The sequence below is a fragment of the Falsiroseomonas sp. HC035 genome, from assembly GCF_050563525.1.
In the GTDB taxonomy this organism is placed as follows: domain Bacteria; phylum Pseudomonadota; class Alphaproteobacteria; order Acetobacterales; family Acetobacteraceae; genus Falsiroseomonas.
Window position 1 is genome coordinate 512,831 of the sequence record NZ_JBNXUN010000001.1, and the last position, 16,872, is coordinate 529,702.

The window sequence follows — 16,872 nt, forward strand, 5'->3', positions numbered from 1 at the left end:
CGCACCCGCTCTGATAGGCTCGCCCAAACCCTGCGGGAGCCACGACGGATGCTGCGTTTCAGCAACTTCCTCTTCCCCGAAAGCCGCGACCCGGACCGCGACGCGACCGCGATCCGCGAGGCGATGGAGGAAGCGCAGCTCTGTGAGGCGCTCGGCTTCGAGGTCATCTGGCTCGCCGAGCACCACTTCGACGGCAACTGCGCCTATGTCGACCCCGTCACCTTCGCATCCGCCATCCTGTCCGCGACCAAGCGCATCAAGGTCGGCTTCGCCGTGGCGCAGGTCTCGTTGCACCACCCGGTGCGGCTGGCGGAACAGATGTCGCTGCTCGACAACCTCTCGGGCGGCCGCGTCATCGTCGGCCTCGGCCGCGGCACCGCCTACAACGTCTACGAATACCAGGGCTACGGCATCCCGGCGGAAGAAGCGCTCGAGCGCTACGAGGAAGCCGAGGGCATCATGCTCAAGGCCTGGACCAGCCCGCAGGGGATGCGGCACGAGGGCAAGTTCTGGCAGCTCAACATCCCGCGCCTGCGCCCCACGCCCTTCACCAAGCCGCACCCCTACGTCATCCGCGCCGCATCCTCGGAAGCCGGCGCGCTGCACCTGGCCCGTCGCGGCGTGCCGTTCCTGATGAACGTCCAGTCGCTGGAGACCACCGCCGCGCGCCTGGTGCAATACCGGCAGACCATGCTCGAATCCGGTTTCGACGAGGCGCAGGTTCAGGCATGCCTCGCCGGAAGCTGGTGCTGGCGCAATATCTTCGTCGCCGACACCGATGAGGAAGCCCGCAGCATCGCCGTGCCCAACTTCCTCGCCATGCAGGACCAGCGGAAGGCATTGCGGGAGAAGATCTACCGCGAGCAGGGCATCATCATGAAGAAGGAAACCGCCCCGCCCGCCCGCGTCGATCCCGACAAGGCCCTGATCGCCGGCTCGCCCGCCACCGTCGCCGCCCGCATGGCGGAACTGGAAGCGACCGGCATCGGCGGCGTCATCGGCAGCTTCCGCCTTGGCCCGATGCCAGCCGACCTCGCCGCCCGCTCGCTCCGCCTGTTCATGGAGGAAGTGGCACCCCGCTTCCAGGCAACGCCGCAGGCGCTGGCGGCGGAATAATCACCAAACCCGCGCCCGCAGCCGCGCATCGCGCAGCCACAACCCGAACCAGGCCAGCACGCCGAGATACACGCCGAACAGCGTGTGGCTGAACAGCGGGCTGCCGATGCGCGCATGCGCTGCGACCGCCCCGCCCAGATACGCCGTCAGCACGATGGCCCCGACCAGCGCCGTACGCGGCCAGGCATACAGCAGCGTCGCACCGATCAGCATCGTGCCCAGCCCGCGCCGCGTCAGCACATCTTCGGCCAACCCAGCGTCGCCACCGTGGATCACCGGCTGGATCGGCACCAGCTTGATGACGCCATCCAGCCGCAGGAACAGGATCAGCAGGCCGCTCGGCAGACGCTGCGGCGCGGGCCCGCGCTCAGGCCGCGTCGCCCTTGGCCATCGCCGCCGACGCGGCCGCCATGTCCATCCACATCACCTCCCAGATGTGCCCATCCGGATCCTCGAAGCTGCGGCCGTACATGAAGCCGTGATCCTGCACCGGCGTTGGATCAAGGCTGCCGCCCGCCTCCTCGGCACGCCGCACCATCGCGTCCACCTCATCCCGGCTGTCGGCGGAGACGCAGATCATCACCTCGCTCGCCTTGTGCGCGTCGACGATCGGCTTGCTGGTGAACTGCCGGTACTTGTCGTGCGTCAGCAGCATGGCGTGGATGGTCTCGGAGAACACCAGGCAGGCCGCCGTGTCGTCGCTGAACTGCGGGTTCTTCCGCGCGCCGACCGCCTCGTAGAAGGCCACGGCGCGGCCGAGGTCGCTTACGGGCAGGTTCACGAAGATCATCCTGGGCATCTGGCTCTCCTGATCGGCGCTGATGCCCTTTGGTAAACCATTCAGTTAAGTTTTTTCACCCGTTTGCCCAGCGGCCTGTCCTCACCTTCCCGTGCGCGAACGCCCCTCAGGTCGTCAGCCCGCCGTCCACCACCACCGTCTGCCCCGTCACCATCGCCGCGCCGGCGAGCAGGAAGACGATCACCTCTGCCAGATCCTCCGGCGTGCAGCGCCGCTTCAGCAGCGCGTTGTCGATCGAGGCGGCGCGCTGCTCATTCGTCCACTCGATCATCCAGGTGCTGTCCACCGCCCCCGGCGCCACCGCATTCACCCGCACCTCCGGCGCCAACCCGCGCGCCAGGTTCTTCGTCAGGCTGATCACCCCCGCCTTGGTCGCCCCATAGGCCATCGACGACCCCGCCGAGTTGATCCCGGCGATCGACGCGATGTTCACCATCGCGCCGTGCGCCTTCCGCAGCGCCGGCCCCGCCGCCTTCGCGCAGCGGAACACCCCGAGCAGGTTCACCTGCAACACCGTCGCCCAGAGCTCCTCCGTCAGCCGATCGAACTCATCCGGCGCGATCGCCGTCGGCGTCCCCGGCGTGCCGGCATTGTTCACCAGGTAGTCCAGCCGCCCGAGATCGGCCACCGCGCGCTCCACCATCCGCACCGCATCCGCCGCATCGCCGACGTTGCCCGGCGCCGAGATGATCCGGCTGCCGGTCTCCCCCGCCAACCGCTCCACCGCCTCCGGCCCTCGGCTATCGCCCTCCAGATGGTTGATCGCCACCGTGCAGCCGCCGCGCGCCAGCATGGTCGCCGTCGCCAGCCCTATGCCGGACGCACCGCCGGTCACCAGCGCCGCCTTGCCCCTCAGATCATAGGTAATCATGCCTCGCGCCCTTCGCCCGCCATGGTGCCGATCTGCCGCAGCGCCCGCTTCAGCGCCATCAGCCGCCGGTCGCGCGCCTCCAGCACCTCCGCCGTTTCGCCCGGCCAGTCATAGAACCCCGCCCCCGCCATCACGCCCGTGCGCCCCTGCGCCACCAGCGCATCCACCGTGTCGCAGCGCCCGCGCACCGGCGGCGGCTCGTACATCCGGTTCGCCAGGCTGGTCTGGGTGAAGGCCAGCCCGGTGAAATCCGCCTTCGCCAGCACGCCGAGAATCGGCAGCCGCAGGGCGATGCCCTCGATGATCGCGGTATCGATCTCGGAGGCCGTCGCCACCCCCTCGTCCAGCAGCTTCTGGACCTCCAGCGCGATCGCGGACTGCACGCGGTTGGCGATGTAGCCCGGCACGAATTTGCGCATCACCACCGGCCGCTTGCCCATGTCGCGGCAGAATTGCACGCAGAAAGCCACCACCTCCGGATCGCATTCCGGTCCGCCCACCACATCCACCAGGTCCACCAGGTAGGGCGGCGTGTACCAGTGCAGGATCAGCGCGCGCGATTGCCGCCGGACCGGGATCAGCGGAAACGGGTCGAGGTAGGACGTATTGCTGGCGATGATCGAGGTCTCCGGCGCCAGCCGGTCGATCTCCGCGAACAGCGCGCGCTTGGCGTCCGGCTGCTCGATGATCGCCTCGATGATGAGGTCCGCCTCTTCCACCGCCTCCGCCAGCACCGGCAGCCGTGTCACGGCATGATGCAGCCATTCGGCATCGGCCTCGCGCGGCGCCTCGCCCGCCATGGTCAGCGTCGCCAGCGCCGTCTCCATCAGCCCGCCGGCCTTGTCGAGCACCGTCATGCTGCTGTCGGTCAGCCGCACCTCATGCCCGCCGAGCGCGAACACCAGGGCCAGCGCATGCCCCATCGTGCCGGCGCCGATCACCGCGACCTTCAATCCCATGCCGCGCGTCCCCATTCCCGAATCAGGCGGCGAAGGTGACGCGCGCCGCGCCCTCGGGCAAGCCGCCGTTCAGCGCAGCTTCGTGCGCGTCCAGGCCGCACAGAAGGCCGGCAGGAGCCCGCCCGCGACAAGTTGTGCCGCCACATCCGGCTCCCGTGGTGGCAGCGCCGCCACTGGTGCCGCAAAGATGACCGCGCCCGCCAACCCCAACGCCAGCACCCGGCCCGCGCCGCCACCCCGCCCGCCATCCGGCCGACCGCCAACCCAGGTCCCGAGCGCCACCGCCACGCCGCCCAGCCCGAAGAACAGCAGGTCCCACGGCAGCGGGTCCGCCACATCCTGCCGGATGCGGTGCAGGCCGAGGATCCAATGATTCAGCACCGCATCCAGCAGGTGCCACGCTCCGAAGCCGATCAGCGCGCTGCCCGCCAGCACCGCGCCCGCCACCGCCGCATGGCGCCGCCGCACCAGCAGCAGCCACAGTCCGATCACCGCCAGCAGGTAATGCGCCGCATGGAACATCCCGTCCCACAGCATGTGGAAGCGCAGACGGCCCGGGTCGACCACACCACTCAGCAGGTGGTGCCATTGCAGGATCTGGTGCAGCAGGATTCCATCGAAGAACCCGCCGAGGGCGAAGCCGATCAGCAGAGCGGGCAGCTTGAGGCGGTTGGCATCGGGCTCCATGCGCAACGGAACGCCACACAAGCCGCCCGCGTTCGTTCAGCTTCCGCGATAGGTCGCGTAGGACCAGGGCGAGCACAGCAACGGCACGTGGTAATGCCCCTGCCCCGCCTCCAGCCGCACCAGGATCGGCACCACGCCGAGAAATCCCGCCCCGCCGAAATGGGCCCCGACGTGGAAGCGCAGCTCATAGGTCCCGGCCTCGAACTCCCACGCCGCCAGCAGCGGCGCATCCGTGCGCCCATCCGCATTGGTCAGCGCCTCGGTCACTTTCACCGTCCCCGCCGCCTCATGCCGGAACAGCTCCACCCGCACCCCCGCCGCCGGCGCCCCCGCCGCGGTGTCCAGCACATGCGTGGTCAATGCGGAGGCCTTCATTCCCGCGGCGCCCCGGCGGCGACCCAGGCCACCAGCGCGGCGCGCTCCTCAGCCGTGATATCCGTGAGGTTGCCTGGCGGCATCGCCTCCGTCGAAACCTGCTGGCGGATGGATTGCGCCCAGCGGCGGATCTGCCCCGGCTCGTCCAGCCGCACCCCCTTCGGCGCCTCCACGAACCCCTCCTGTGTCGGATGCGCCGCGTGGCAACTGGCGCAGCGCGCCGCCACGATGCCCTGCACCTCGGCGAAAGCCGGCGCCACCACCCCCGCCGGGCCGCGCGCCGGCATCAGCGCGAAGGCCAGCAGGCAGACCACCGCGGTTGCCGCCGCCGGCAGCGCCCAGGGGCTGCGGCCGAACTGCCGCTGCACGAAGAACTGCCGCACCAGCGCGCCGGCCAGGGTAATCGCCAGCAGCACCACCCAGTTCCACGGCCCCGACCAGGTCATCGGGTAGTGCGGGCTGATCATCAGGAACAGCACCGGCAGCGTCAGGTAGGTGTTGTGCACACTGCGCTGCTTGCCCCAGCGCCCGTATTTCGGGTCCGGCTCCTGCCCCGCCTGCATCGCGGCCACCATCTTCCGCTGCCCGGGAATGATCACCATGGCGACGTTCGCCACCATGATCGTGCCCGTGATGGCGCCGACCTGCAGGAACGCCCCGCGCCCCGAGAACACGTGGCAGGCGATGAAGGCCACCACCACCAGCAGCCCGACCCCGAAGGCCGACAGCAGCCGGTCATCCTCCCCCCACTTGGACTTGCAGGCCAGGTCGTACACCACCCACCCCGCCACCAGCATCGTGGCGGAAACCGCCACCGCCACCTCGGGTGAAAGGTCCAGCACCGCCGGATCCACCAGGTAGGTGCTGGCCTGCCCCCAGTAGATCAGCATGAACAGCGAAAACCCAGACAACCAGGTCCAGTACGCCTCCCACTTGAACCAGTGCAGCTTCTCCGGAAGCTGCGCCGGCGCGTTGAGGTACTTCTGCTTGTGGTAGAACCCACCCCCATGGATAGACCACTGCTCGCCCTTCACGCGCGGGTTGCCGTCGCGCGGTGGGTCCAGCTGGTTGTCCAGGCCGATGAAGTAGAAGCTGGTGCCGATCCAGGCGATGCCGGTGATCAGGTGCAACCAGCGGATCAGCAGGTTGGCCCATTCGGAAAGGTAGGCGAGGTCCATCGTGTCGGGCGTCCGGGTGCGCCGGGGCATCCGGCCGCGCATATTGCAGAGCAACATTCGCGCCAGCCGCGTCCCGCCGCAAGCATGATGACCTCCGGCCCCGCCGTGTTATGAACTTGAGGACATGCGCCCGCCTCCCGCAGTTGCGGACAGGGGGCACCCCAGGGGAGTCCGATGGACGGTTACACGCTTGCCATGGTCGCGATCATCGTGGTGCTGCTCTGCGCCTCGGCGATGTTCTCCGGCACGGAAACCGCCTTCACCGCCGCCAGCCACGCCTTCGTCACCCGCCGGGCGCGGGAGGGTGACCGTCGCGCAATGACCTTGGCTCACCTGTCCGGGCGCAAGGACCGCGTGGTCGCCGCCATCCTGGTTGGCAACAACCTGGTCAACACCACCGCCACCGCGCTGGCCTCCGCCCTGCTGATCTCCTGGTTCGGGGAGGGCGGCGTCGCCTACGCCTCCCTGGTCATGACCGCGCTGCTGGTCGTGTTCTCCGAGGTCCTGCCCAAGACCGTCGCGCTGCGTGCCCCGGATGCCACCGCGATGCGCGCCGTCCCGGTCCTGCGGGCCACGATGACGGTGCTCGGCCCTGCCGCCAGCGCCGTGAACGTCCTCGTGCGCTTCACGCTGCGCCTGTTCGGCTCGCCCCCGCCGGTCGACCGCCCCGGCATCACGGAGGATGAATTGCTCGGCGCCATCGACCTGCACGGCATGGGCCAGGACGGCGCCGCCGACCTCGCCGCACGCCAGGAACGGGGCATGCTGCGCGGCGTGCTGGCGCTGGACGACATGACGGTGCGCGACGTGATGACCCACCGCTCGCGCGTCGTCGCCCTCAACCTCACCGACAAGCCGGAGGCGCTGCTCGCCAAGGTCCTCGGCTCGCCCCATGCCCGCTTCCCGCTGTGGCGGGGGGAGGACATCGTCGGCGTGGTGCATGCCCGCGACGTGCTGCGCGCCCTGCAGGCGGCCGGCGGCGACGCCGCGAAGCTCGACCTCGCCGCCGTCGCCCACCCCGCCTCGCTCGTCATCGAATCCCGCCCGCTGCGCGACCAGTTGCAGGAGTTCCGCAAGGCGCCGATCAAGATGGCCATGGTGCTGGACGAATACGGATCCCTGAAGGGCATCGTGACGCTCGAGGACATCGTCGAGGTCGTCGTCGGCCAGATCGCCGAGCGTGGCGAGGCCATCCTCGGCGACCTTGCCGAGACCGGGGAGGTCGAGGTGCGCGGCGATGTCCGCGTCCGCGACATCAACCGCGAACTCGGCTGGATGCTGCCGGAAGACGAGGCCGCCACCATCGGCGGCCTGGTCGTGGCGCGCCACCGCGGCATCCCCACCGTCGGCACCGAACTGACCATCGCCGGCCACGTCGTGCGCGTCCTCGAACGCCGCGGCCTGCGCATCGACCGCCTGGTGATGCGCCCCACGGCGGAGCCGCCGTCGGTCTGAGTGGCGGAGCCGCCGGATATCAGCGGGCTGCGGAAACTCCTGGCCTGGAACCCTCTCCCCCCACCTGGGAGGGAGAGGGCAGGGTGAGGGAGGACCGCAGACGGACGAACGGTGCCAGATACCGCATCGCCCCTCCCCCGGTCCTCTGCCCCAGCAGAAGCGCGGTAGATGGCTTTCCTGAACTTCGAATCCGTTGAAGGTCCGAACCGCGAAACCGTGCCGCTGTGGTTTCCCTACTTCCGCAGATGCCGCGCGGGCAGCCGGATCGTGCAGCACAGCCCGCGCGCCTCCCAGTCGAGCACCAACTCGCCGCCCAACTGCCGGCGCGCCACCGTCTCCAGCACGGTCATGCCGAACCCCTTTCGCCGCGGCGCCCCGATCGGCGCCGGCAGCGTCTCGCGCCAGCACGGCCGCAGGCCCGCCGCCTCCCGCGCCCAGGACACATCGAGGCGCCCACCCGGCATGGCGAAGGCGCCGTACTTGGCCGCGTTCGTGGCCAGTTCGTGCAGCACCATGGCCAGCGGCTGCACCGCATCCGGGGCCAGCGCCACTGCCGGCCCCTCCAGCCGCACCGGCTTCGCGCCCGGCTCGGACTCCGCCGTGAAGGGCGCGATCTCCTCCGCCACTAGAAGCCGCAGGTCGGCGCCGCTCCAGTGCGATTTCGCCAGCAGCGTGTGCGCCCGCGCCAGCGCCGCGACGCGGTCCTGCACCACCCGGGCGAAGTCCTCCGGTGCTTCTGCACGCGTCAGGCTCAGGATGGACTGCACCACCGCCAGCACATTTCGGGCGCGGTGGTCCACCTCGCGCGCCAGCAGCGCCTGCTGCGCCGCCGCCTCGCGCTGCGCCGTGGTGTCCTGCACCGCCGCCACGGTGTGCCGTGTCCCGCCATGGCCATCGCCGATCAGCGCGAAATCCACCCGCACCCACACCTCGTCGCCATCCGGCCGCACATAGCGCTTTTCGGCCACATACCGCTCGCCCCGCGCCATCGCCTCAACGAAGCCGGCAAGGTTCGCGGCGCGATCCTCCGGATGCGTCAGATCCAGGAAGGTCATCCCGCCGAGCAGTGCCGCGCGGTCGCGGCCCACCATCTCGCAGAAACGGTCATTCACCCGCAGCAGCCGCATGCTGTCCGGGTCCGCCTGCACCATGCCAATCGAGGTGCCCTCGAACACCGCGCGCAGATTGGCCTCGCTCGCGGCCGTGCGGCGCTGGCTGCGCACCACCAGAAAGGCCAGCAGGCCGAGGATGCCCGCCGCCGGCACCGCCACCGCAGCGGCCGCCGCCATTTCCGATCGCCATTTCCGCACCAGCGCCGTCCGCGGCCGCGACGCCGTCGCATAGATCGGCAGGCCGGCCAGCCGCCGATACGCCACCAGCACCGGCTCCCCCACCTCGCGCAGCGGCACACCGGTCATCGACACCCGCGCGACGAAGTGGCCCTCGGTCGCGCCCGCCGCCATGGCGGCTCGCAGCGGGCTGTCCGGCGACACCGGCGGGAGCCGCGCCGTGAACCCTGGATGCCGCGCCAGCACCTCGCCATCCTCCCGCACCAGCGCCATCAGGTCCGCGGGCTGGCTGGTGAGGGCGCCCAGGCCCTCGCCGAGGCGCAGCGGGCTGACCGAGATGTTGACCACGCCATCGAACTCCGCCGGCGCCAGCCCATTGCCGGTGCCGGCGCGGCGGATGCTGACGCCGAAGAAGAAGTTGTCGTCGAGCCGACCGGTGGTCACGCTGCTGACATGCACCGTCGGCGCATCCGCCCGCCGCAGCGCCTGTACCCATTCGCGATCGAGGATGGAGAGGCGCGGCACCGGGTAGACATTGGCCGTCAGCAGCGCATGGGCGTCGCGGTCGGACAACGCGATGGTCAGCGCCATCGGCACCGAATCCAGCAGCCGCTTCAGCCGCGCATGCAGCGCCGCCTCCTGCGCACGGATCTCCGCGTCGGACAGGTCGGCCAGCATCTCGTTGACCATCTCGGCGCCCAGGCGCTGGGTGCCCAGCACGCGCTGCGCGTATTCCGCCGCCGCCTCCGCCGTATGTCGCAGGTCGCGCCGCGCATCCTCCCAGGCGTTGCGCCAGGCGACGGCAGCCATCACGCCAACAATCGCCAGCGGCAGGACAACGGCCGCCAGCAGCAGCAGGCGCGTCATCGTCCGCGCGCTGAAGGGCTGGTCGGCCGCCTCGGGCCGCAGCACGTAGCCGGTGGCTGCCAGCGGTGGGCCGCTAGTGGTTCCGTGCAAGCGATTGAGCCTCCCGGGCCAGCCGCCGAACCGCAGGCATGTACTGTCGTCGTCCGGACAACAAACTTACCTAAAACCCCCACACGGTGTCACGCCATTTTGAGCAGCCATCACGGCAACGTTGAGTTCGGCGTGGTTCCGCCGGCACGCGTCTTGCGCTCGTTCCAGCGCCTGGGCTCAGGCAGCGAAACACCACAAAACGGCCATGCAACGCTCTGCATTGGACCCACCGGCCGCATCGCGACTAGGCTGCACAGATCGACCCTGGAGCCCCGCCATGCGCCACCGCCTCGCCACGCTCGCCTTCGCCGGCAGCTTCAGCGCCATCATGGCGCTCGCCGGGGCCGGCGCCCTGGCCCAGGCGGAGGCCGAGCGCCAGCTCGATGCCGCCCTCGAACGCCTGCGCGCCAGCTTCGGCCCCGAAGCCCGCCTGACCACCGCCCTCCGCCAGGTGGACCCCGTTACCGGCCGCGCCCGCCTCGGCGACCTCTCCATCACCGCCCCCGGCGAAAGCCTGTCCGCCGCCGAACTGCTGCTGTCCGACGTCACCGAGACCCGCCTCGGCCGCGCCGAGGCCCGCTCCCTCATCCTCGTCACCCGCAAGGGTGGGGAGGAAGACCGCTTCGAGTTGGCCCGCCTGGTTCTTGGCGGCATGGCCCTGCCGCCGCCCGGCCAGCCCTTCTCCGCGTCGACCTTCGAGCTTGGCCAGTTGGAAGCCGAGGGCCTGCGCGGCGCCGGCGGCTCCGGCACCCTCACCGCCGGGCGCATCACGGCGGAAGGCTACGGCCCCGGCGTGCTCGGCGCCGGCCAGATCGAGGGCATGGAGTTCCGCGAGGGCAGCAAGGGCGGCACCTCCTTCCGGCTTGGCCGCGTCGCCGTCCAGTCCCTGGTCATGCCCGCCTTCGACAAGCCGGACCCGGACCCGCGCGATTTCTCCGTGCAGGTGCTGACGCTGGAAGGCGGCGAGCTGCGCGACCCGGCGAAGGACGTGGACCTCGGCATCGGCCGCTTCGCGGTGCGCGACTGGGTCCGCGGCCGCACCACGGACATCGCGCTGGAGGGCCTGCGTCTCGGCGCGCCATTCGGCCAGCTCGGCACCGGCACCATCCGCATCGGCCGCATGGCCGCCCAGGGCATCGACGCGGCCACGAGCCTCGCCGCCGCCATGGACGGTCTCCAGGTCCCGGACCCCGTCCCCGGCACGCCGCAGACGGTGACCTTGGAAGGCATGGTCGCCGAAGCCGAGGGTCGCCAGGTCTTCGCCCTCGGCCGCATGCTGGTGGACGCCTCCATGGATACCACCGGTCTCGCCACCGGCGGCCTGATGCTGCAGGGCCTGCGCATCACCCTTCCCCAGGGCACATCCGACTGGCTGGAAGGCCTCGGCTACCGCGAGATCTCCGGCGGCAGCGAATTGCGTGGCAATGTCCGCCGCGAAGGCGGCATCCTGGACATCGAGCCGTTCCGCGTGGGCTGGGACCAGGCCGCGACGCTGACGCTGCGCGCCGCCCTCGCCAACATGCCGGTGCCGAAGCCCGGCGAGCCGCGCAACGACGACGCCTACCTGGCGCAGCTCATGCAGGGCCAGCTCCGCTCGCTGACGCTCGGCCTGCGCGACCAGGGCCTGCTCGGCCGCGTCATCGCCCAGCAGGCCCGCCAGCAGCGGTTGCCGGAGGCGCAACTGCGCGAGCAATACGCCCAGATGGCGCTGGGCATGCCGATCCCCGGCGCCAGCCCGCGCGGCCGCCCGCCCGCCGCTCCTGCTCGCAAGGGCGCTCCGGCCCCCGCGGCGACGGCCTCGCAGGCCGACCCCTTCCAGTCGGTGCGCGAGGCCCTGGCCAAGTTCATCCGCCAGCCCGGCGAGATCGACATCCTGCTGCGCCCCGCCCAGCCCGTCAGCTTCGCGGATTGGCAGACCCTGGCCTCCCAGGGCCCGCTCGAAGCCGCCCGCCGCCTCGGCCTCTCCGCCGTCGCCCGCTGAGAGGCGTGGCCGGCCGCCTCGCCCGACCTACGGCGCAGGCGGCCTTGGCCGCAGCAGGTCTTCCACCGCATCGAGCCAGGAGGCCGTCACGCCATTCGCACGCGCGACCAGCGTCACCTCCCGCATGTACATGCGCTGGACGCCGTTGCGCAGGACTACGGACCTGATCTGGTCGTCGCTCACATCCTCGGCGAAGGCCGAGGGCCTCTCGAGCCCGGCGGCGCGAAAGTTCAGCATCGTCCTGATGCACTTCTCGCAGCGGCAGCAGTTGCGCCCGGTCTGCGGCCCCTGCCAGCAGACACGCAGGTTGCGCATTGCGCCCGGCCAGTCCGCGATGTGGGACACCCGGGCGGTGCGTGAATAGCCCGCCCCGTCCGTGACCACCTCCAGCGCCCCCGAAGACAGCATCCAGTTGGTGACGGGATGCGAGCCCCAGGGCGTGACGATGTGCTGGTAGGGCTCGTCGCTCGCCAACAGGCCGGAGGCGTAGGTGCCGCTGAACTGGTGCAGGCAGGCGGCGAAGCCCGCCGCGAAGTTCATCTCCCACTGCGGCAGGAAGGCGGCGAGGTTGGTCCACACCGTATGGAAGGCGAGGCCGGTCCCGTCCAGGCTGTCGCGTGCCCCTGCACTGGCCACCGCGAAGGCCGCATCCTGCCCCGGCGGGATGTCGAAGCCCTGCACCAGCATCACGGCGGCGAGGTTGCGATGATGGCGCCCTGGCGTCTTCCGGTGGTGCCGCCACACGGTAAATGAGGCATCGACGCCCCCTGAGAACGCGGCGATGGCCGGCGCCGCCGGGTGAGAGGCCGGCGGATCGGCAACCTCATCCGTCTCGCGCTCGGCACGGATCTCGATCGGCGCGTAGAGTTTCGGCAGCCACGCCGACCAGGCCAGTTGGAACTCCTCCAGGTTCTCCAGCAACCGGCGCGAGACCGCGCCATGCAGCACCAGGTCGCGGCGCTCATGCATCGCGGAGAACACCAGCCCCGCCGCCGCCGAATCCATGTTGCCAAGCTCGACCTGCGCCAGCCCGCCAATGCGGAACCGAAGCTCCCGCCTCCGGTCGGGGATCCCTCCCCCGCGGTCCTCGACGGTATAGCTGCGAAGCAAGGCGCCGCCCGGCAGGTGCGTCTGCGTCAGCCAGACATGCTTCTCGAGCATCATGCAACCGCCGGATCCGTTCCGGTGTCGCATAGGCTCTAACCCCGCCGCCCCGCAAGCATGTCGCCCCGCACGTCGTGATCGCCGCCGGTCGCGTGCGCCCCGCTCTGCCGCCGGCCATATTGATCACGAGCGCACAAGCCCGCAGAACGCCGGTTCCGAGCAGGAGCACGATCCGACCATGCCCAGCGCAGCGACCCAGGCCCCTGTCCCGGCGGTGCATGTCGACGAGGCCCGCCACTGGGACCGCCTGATGCAGATGGCCCGCCTCGGCGCCATCCCCGGCGAGGGCGTGAACCGCGCCGCGCTGTCCGACCTCGACCACCAGGCCCGCCGCCTGCTGCTGTCCTGGGGGGCCGAACTCGGACTCGCTTCCTCCGTCGATGCCCTCGGCAACCTGTTCCTGCGGCACGAGGGCACCGACCCTACCCTCGCGCCCCTTCTCGCCGGCAGCCACATGGACAGCCAGCCGAAGGGCGGCCGCTTCGACGGCATCTGGGGCGTCCTCGCGGCGCTCGACGCCGTGCAGGCTATCCGCAAGGCAGGCCTCGCCACCCGCCGCGCCATCGAGATCGTCGCCTGGACCAACGAGGAAGGCGGCCGCTTCGCGCCCGGCTGCATGGGCAGCATGGCCTTTTCCGGCCACAGCCCGCCCAACACCTGGGACGACACGCGGGACCGCGAGGGCCTGCGCTTCGGCGATGAACTCGCCCGCCTGCTGGCCGCGGAATCCGACATTCCGCGCCGCAAGCTCGGCTTCACCCCGTTCGCCTATATCGAGCCGCACATCGAACAGGGCCCGCTGCTGGAAGCCGGGGGCCTCGACATCGGCGTCGTCACCGGCATCCAGGGCAGCCGCTGGTTCCTGGTCGAGATCGCCGGCAAGACCGACCACGCCGGCACCGCCCCGCTGTCGCTGCGCCAGGACGCGGTGCAGGACATGCTGCGCGCCATCACCGCGCTGAACGCCCTGATGGCCGACCCGACCGACGTGCTGCGCTTCACCGTCGGCCGCATCGAGGTGGAGCCCAATTCCTCCAACACCGTCGCCGACCTCGCCCGCTTCAGCATCGATTTCCGCCACCCCGACGCCGCCATCCTGACCGAGCGCGGCGACGCCATCCCGGCTACGATCCAGTCCGCCATGACCACCTGCCGCGCGACGGTGCGGGAGACATTCCACGCCCTGCCCGCCCGCTTCGACCCGATGGTGCAGGATGCGGTGGAGGCCGCGGCCCTCGACCTCGGCCTGAAGCCCAGGCGCCTGCCCTCCGGCGCCTTCCACGACGCCCAGTTCCTGGTGCCGGTCTGCCCCAGCGGGATGATCTTCATCCCAAGTCGCAACGGCATCAGCCACCACCCCGCCGAGTATTCCTCCCCGACCCAGGTGGCCAACGGCACCCGCGTGCTGGCGCTGACGCTGCTGCGGCTCGCTTCGATGTGACAATGCATTAACGGGCAGCAAGCCTTCTCAACCGCCACCGTTGCAGGCTCTATGGCCCGGACGCGCCGGGCCTCTCCGCCTGCGCTGAACCGGAGCAACCTCACGGTAACGTCCCGTGGCGGGAGGCAGCTTGCAACGCATCGTCTGGCGCACGGCCCTCCTGGCCTTCGCCGTCACGCTCGCCTGCGTCTGGATCTTCGTCGTACTGCGCGACCGTGCGGAGACGCTGGAGCAGGCGCGGCACCGCCTGGATGCCACGGCGTGGGTCCTGGACCAGCATGCCGACCGCGCACTGGAGACCGGTGACCGCGTACTGCGCGGCCTGGTTGAAGTCGCCCGGCCGCTCGACCTCACCGATCCGGCGCAGGCTTCGAACGCCTACGCGCAGACGCGCCGCATCATCGCGGACGGCCTGCAGATCAGCTCCGCCTGGCTGATGGACGCGCTTGGCGTCGCCCGGGTGGAAAGCTGGTCCGACCCCCCGGCCAGCGAGGGCTCCTACGCGCACCGGCCCTATTTCCAGGCGCTGCGGGACAACCTCGATGCCGGCCTGCACATCGGCGAGGCCCAGGCCGGTACCGTCAGCGGTCGCCCCCGCTTCACCATGAGCCGCCCGCTGCTCGATGCCCAAGGCCGCTTCGCCGGCGCCGCCGTCGCCGGGATCTTCACCGACTACTTTGACGAGATCTACGCGGAAGCCGACCTGGGCCGCGGCGCCCGACTTCACCTGACGCGGCTGGACGGCGCAGTCCTGGTAGCCTGGCCGGCGGAGCAGGCCCTGCCGGCACCGGAGAAGGTGATCCAGGCCTCGCGCACGCTCGACCGCTTTCCGATACGAATCACCCTGGTCCAGCCATTGGCCGACATCCTCGCGGATTGGCAGGCGCGAACCGTCGGCACCGGCGCCGCCGCGCTCGCCATCCTCGCAGCCTTCGGCGCCCTCACCCGCCTCGGCCTGCGCGGTGCGGAGCGGGAGGCCGCGGCACTGGCGCGGCTGGAGGCAAGCAACCACGCCCTGGAACGCCGCGTCGCCGAACGCACCACCGCCCTCGCCGCGAGCGAAGCCGAACTCCAGGCACTGTACCAAACCGCTCCCGTCGGTCTCTGCGTCCTGAGCCCGGACCTGCGCTTCCTGCGCGTCAACCGTCGCATGGCGGAAATGAACGGTCTGCCCGCGGAAGCCCATATCGGCCGCCGCGTCGCGGAGATCGTGCCCGACCTCGATCAGGCCGCGAATGCCCTGGCGGTGCGCGTGCTGCACGGCGGCGAGGCGGTGCATGGGCTTGAGATCGAGGGCGAAACCCCCGCCCATCCGGGCGTCCGCCGCCACTGGTCGGAAAGCTGGCTGCCGCTGAAGGATGCGGCCGGCACCATCATCGGCCTCAACATCGTGGCCGAGGAAGTGACGGAGCGCCGCGCCGCCGAAGTCGCGCTGCGCGCCGCGAACCAGCGCCTGACCCAGTTGCTGGACGGCATGGGCGAGGGCTTCGTGGTGTGCGACCGCGATTTCCGTGTCGTCATGGTGAACCGGCAGGCGGAGACGCTGGATGGCCGGCCGCGATCCGACCTGATCGGCCGCACGCCCTGGGAGCTTTGGCCAGCAACGCTCGACACCCCGCTGGAATCCGCCCTGCGGCGGGTCATGCAAGACCGGGTTGCGGAGACGCTGGAGCAGTCGTGGCGAGGCAGGCGCCGCCTCATCTGGCTCGACCTGCGCCTGTTCCCGACCGAGGAAGGCGTCGGCGTGCTGTTCCGGGACGTCACCGCCCGCATCCGCGCCGAGACCGAGATCCGCCAGTTGCTCGACCGCACCCAGCAGCTCTCCGCCTACAACGAGGTGGCGGCGCGGGAGATGGGCCACCGCATCATGAACAGCCTGCAGACCCTGGAAGGCCTGCTGCTGCTGCAGGCCCGCGCCACGGATGAACCGGCGGCCCGCGCGGTGATGAACCTCGCCACCCAGCGGGTTCGCGCCATGGCCGTGGTGCAGCGCCGGCTGTTCCACGCGACCCGCGCCGATGCGATGTCGCTCGACCTCGGCGACTATCTCCGCGACCTCGCCACCGACCTGACGCGGTCCTTCATCGGCGCCGATCGCTGCAGCCTTGAGATCGAGGCCGCCCCAGGCATCCGGGTCGGCGCCACGGATGGCTCGGCCGCCGCGATGGTGGTGGCGGAGCTCTGCGTCAACGCTTGCAAGTATGCCTTCGAGGATGGCGACCGCGGCCGCGTCACCGTGCGCCTCGAACGCTTGGGCGAGGGCTATCGGCTCGAGGTTCGTGACAACGGCCGGGGCCTGCCGCCAGGGTTCGAACCGAAGTCCTCGCGCGGCCTCGGCATGCGCATCATGCAGGGCATGACCCACCAGCTCGGCGGAACGCTGGAGATCGACCGCACACGGCCCGGCACCGGCTTCACCCTGGACGTGCCCGTCAGCCGTCCCCCGCCTGTCGCAGATCCGCCACAGGCCGCCGGCAGCGCGCCTCTCTCAAACACTTGATGGTTACACCAGGGACCCACCACCAACCTGCCATGGTTGTCTGTCCGTGGCCTCCATGGCCACCGGCCGGGTTCAGGCCGCCACAGCATTGGAACGCGTA

Annotated in this window: 14 protein-coding genes; 5 read left to right on the top strand and 9 right to left on the bottom strand. The window is 70.6% G+C overall.

Going from position 1 to position 16,872, the window contains the following annotated elements:
- Positions 1–48 precede the first annotated feature (48 nt).
- Positions 49–1,116 (top strand): LLM class flavin-dependent oxidoreductase, encoded by a 1,068-nt coding sequence (locus ACLF3G_RS02575; protein WP_430667747.1) that lies wholly within the window; start codon positions 49–51, stop codon positions 1,114–1,116.
- On the opposite strand, the gene ACLF3G_RS02580 is transcribed toward ACLF3G_RS02575, so the two are convergent.
- The 7 genes from ACLF3G_RS02580 to ACLF3G_RS02610 all read right to left on the bottom strand — a co-directional run bounded on the left by ACLF3G_RS02580 (position 1,117) and on the right by ACLF3G_RS02610 (position 6,015).
- Entirely contained in the window at positions 1,117–1,461 is a 345-nt protein-coding gene (locus ACLF3G_RS02580) for a DoxX family protein (protein ID WP_430668133.1), read from the bottom strand.
- Positions 1,462–1,483: 22 nt separating this feature from the next.
- Entirely contained in the window at positions 1,484–1,915 is a 432-nt protein-coding gene (locus tag ACLF3G_RS02585; RefSeq protein WP_430667748.1) for a VOC family protein, read from the bottom strand.
- Positions 1,916–2,021: 106 nt separating this feature from the next.
- Positions 2,022–2,786, bottom strand: coding sequence for an SDR family NAD(P)-dependent oxidoreductase (locus tag ACLF3G_RS02590; RefSeq protein ID WP_430667749.1), 765 nt, complete (start codon positions 2,784–2,786; stop codon positions 2,022–2,024).
- Positions 2,783–3,745 carry a 3-hydroxyacyl-CoA dehydrogenase family protein gene (locus tag ACLF3G_RS02595; RefSeq protein WP_430667750.1) on the bottom strand — a complete coding sequence of 321 codons (963 nt, stop codon included), beginning with the start codon at positions 3,743–3,745 and terminating at the stop codon, positions 2,783–2,785. The genes ACLF3G_RS02590 and ACLF3G_RS02595 overlap by 4 nt, the downstream gene beginning before the upstream one ends.
- A gap of 69 nt (positions 3,746–3,814) precedes the next feature.
- The gene (locus ACLF3G_RS02600; RefSeq protein ID WP_430667751.1) at positions 3,815–4,432 is read right to left on the bottom strand and encodes a DUF2243 domain-containing protein; all 618 of its coding nucleotides are present in this window, start codon (positions 4,430–4,432) and stop codon (positions 3,815–3,817) included.
- Between the two features lie 36 nt (positions 4,433–4,468).
- Entirely contained in the window at positions 4,469–4,807 is a 339-nt protein-coding gene (gene uraH, locus ACLF3G_RS02605; protein ID WP_430667752.1) for a hydroxyisourate hydrolase, read from the bottom strand.
- Complete coding sequence (locus tag ACLF3G_RS02610; RefSeq protein ID WP_430667753.1) at positions 4,804–6,015, bottom strand: urate hydroxylase PuuD; 1,212 nt, start codon at positions 6,013–6,015, stop codon at positions 4,804–4,806. Before ACLF3G_RS02610 ends, uraH begins: the two co-directional genes overlap by 4 nt.
- A 144-nt stretch (positions 6,016–6,159) precedes the next feature.
- On the opposite strand from ACLF3G_RS02610, the gene ACLF3G_RS02615 reads away from it, so the two are divergent.
- A complete protein-coding gene (locus ACLF3G_RS02615) occupies positions 6,160–7,440 on the top strand; it encodes an HlyC/CorC family transporter (RefSeq protein WP_430667754.1) in 1,281 nt (426 codons plus the stop codon).
- A gap of 233 nt (positions 7,441–7,673) precedes the next feature.
- Here ACLF3G_RS02615 and ACLF3G_RS02620 read toward each other — a convergent pair whose 3' ends face one another.
- Positions 7,674–9,686 carry an HWE histidine kinase domain-containing protein gene (locus ACLF3G_RS02620; protein WP_430667755.1) on the bottom strand — a complete coding sequence of 671 codons (2,013 nt, stop codon included), beginning with the start codon at positions 9,684–9,686 and terminating at the stop codon, positions 7,674–7,676.
- Between the two features lie 277 nt (positions 9,687–9,963).
- Between ACLF3G_RS02620 and ACLF3G_RS02625 the strand changes: the two genes are divergently transcribed.
- On the top strand, positions 9,964–11,667 hold the full coding sequence (locus ACLF3G_RS02625) for a hypothetical protein (RefSeq protein WP_430667756.1): 1,704 nt from the start codon (positions 9,964–9,966) through the stop codon (positions 11,665–11,667).
- A 27-nt stretch (positions 11,668–11,694) separates the two neighbouring features.
- On the opposite strand, the gene ACLF3G_RS02630 is transcribed toward ACLF3G_RS02625, so the two are convergent.
- Complete coding sequence (locus ACLF3G_RS02630) at positions 11,695–12,831, bottom strand: hypothetical protein (protein WP_430667757.1); 1,137 nt, start codon at positions 12,829–12,831, stop codon at positions 11,695–11,697.
- Positions 12,832–13,009: 178 nt separating this feature from the next.
- Here ACLF3G_RS02630 and ACLF3G_RS02635 point away from each other — a divergent pair, with 178 nt between their 5' ends.
- Positions 13,010–14,272 (top strand): Zn-dependent hydrolase, encoded by a 1,263-nt coding sequence (locus tag ACLF3G_RS02635; protein WP_430667758.1) that lies wholly within the window; start codon positions 13,010–13,012, stop codon positions 14,270–14,272.
- A 130-nt stretch (positions 14,273–14,402) separates the two neighbouring features.
- Positions 14,403–16,772, top strand: coding sequence for a PAS domain-containing protein (locus ACLF3G_RS02640; RefSeq protein WP_430667759.1), 2,370 nt, complete (start codon positions 14,403–14,405; stop codon positions 16,770–16,772).
- Positions 16,773–16,872 lie beyond the last annotated feature (100 nt).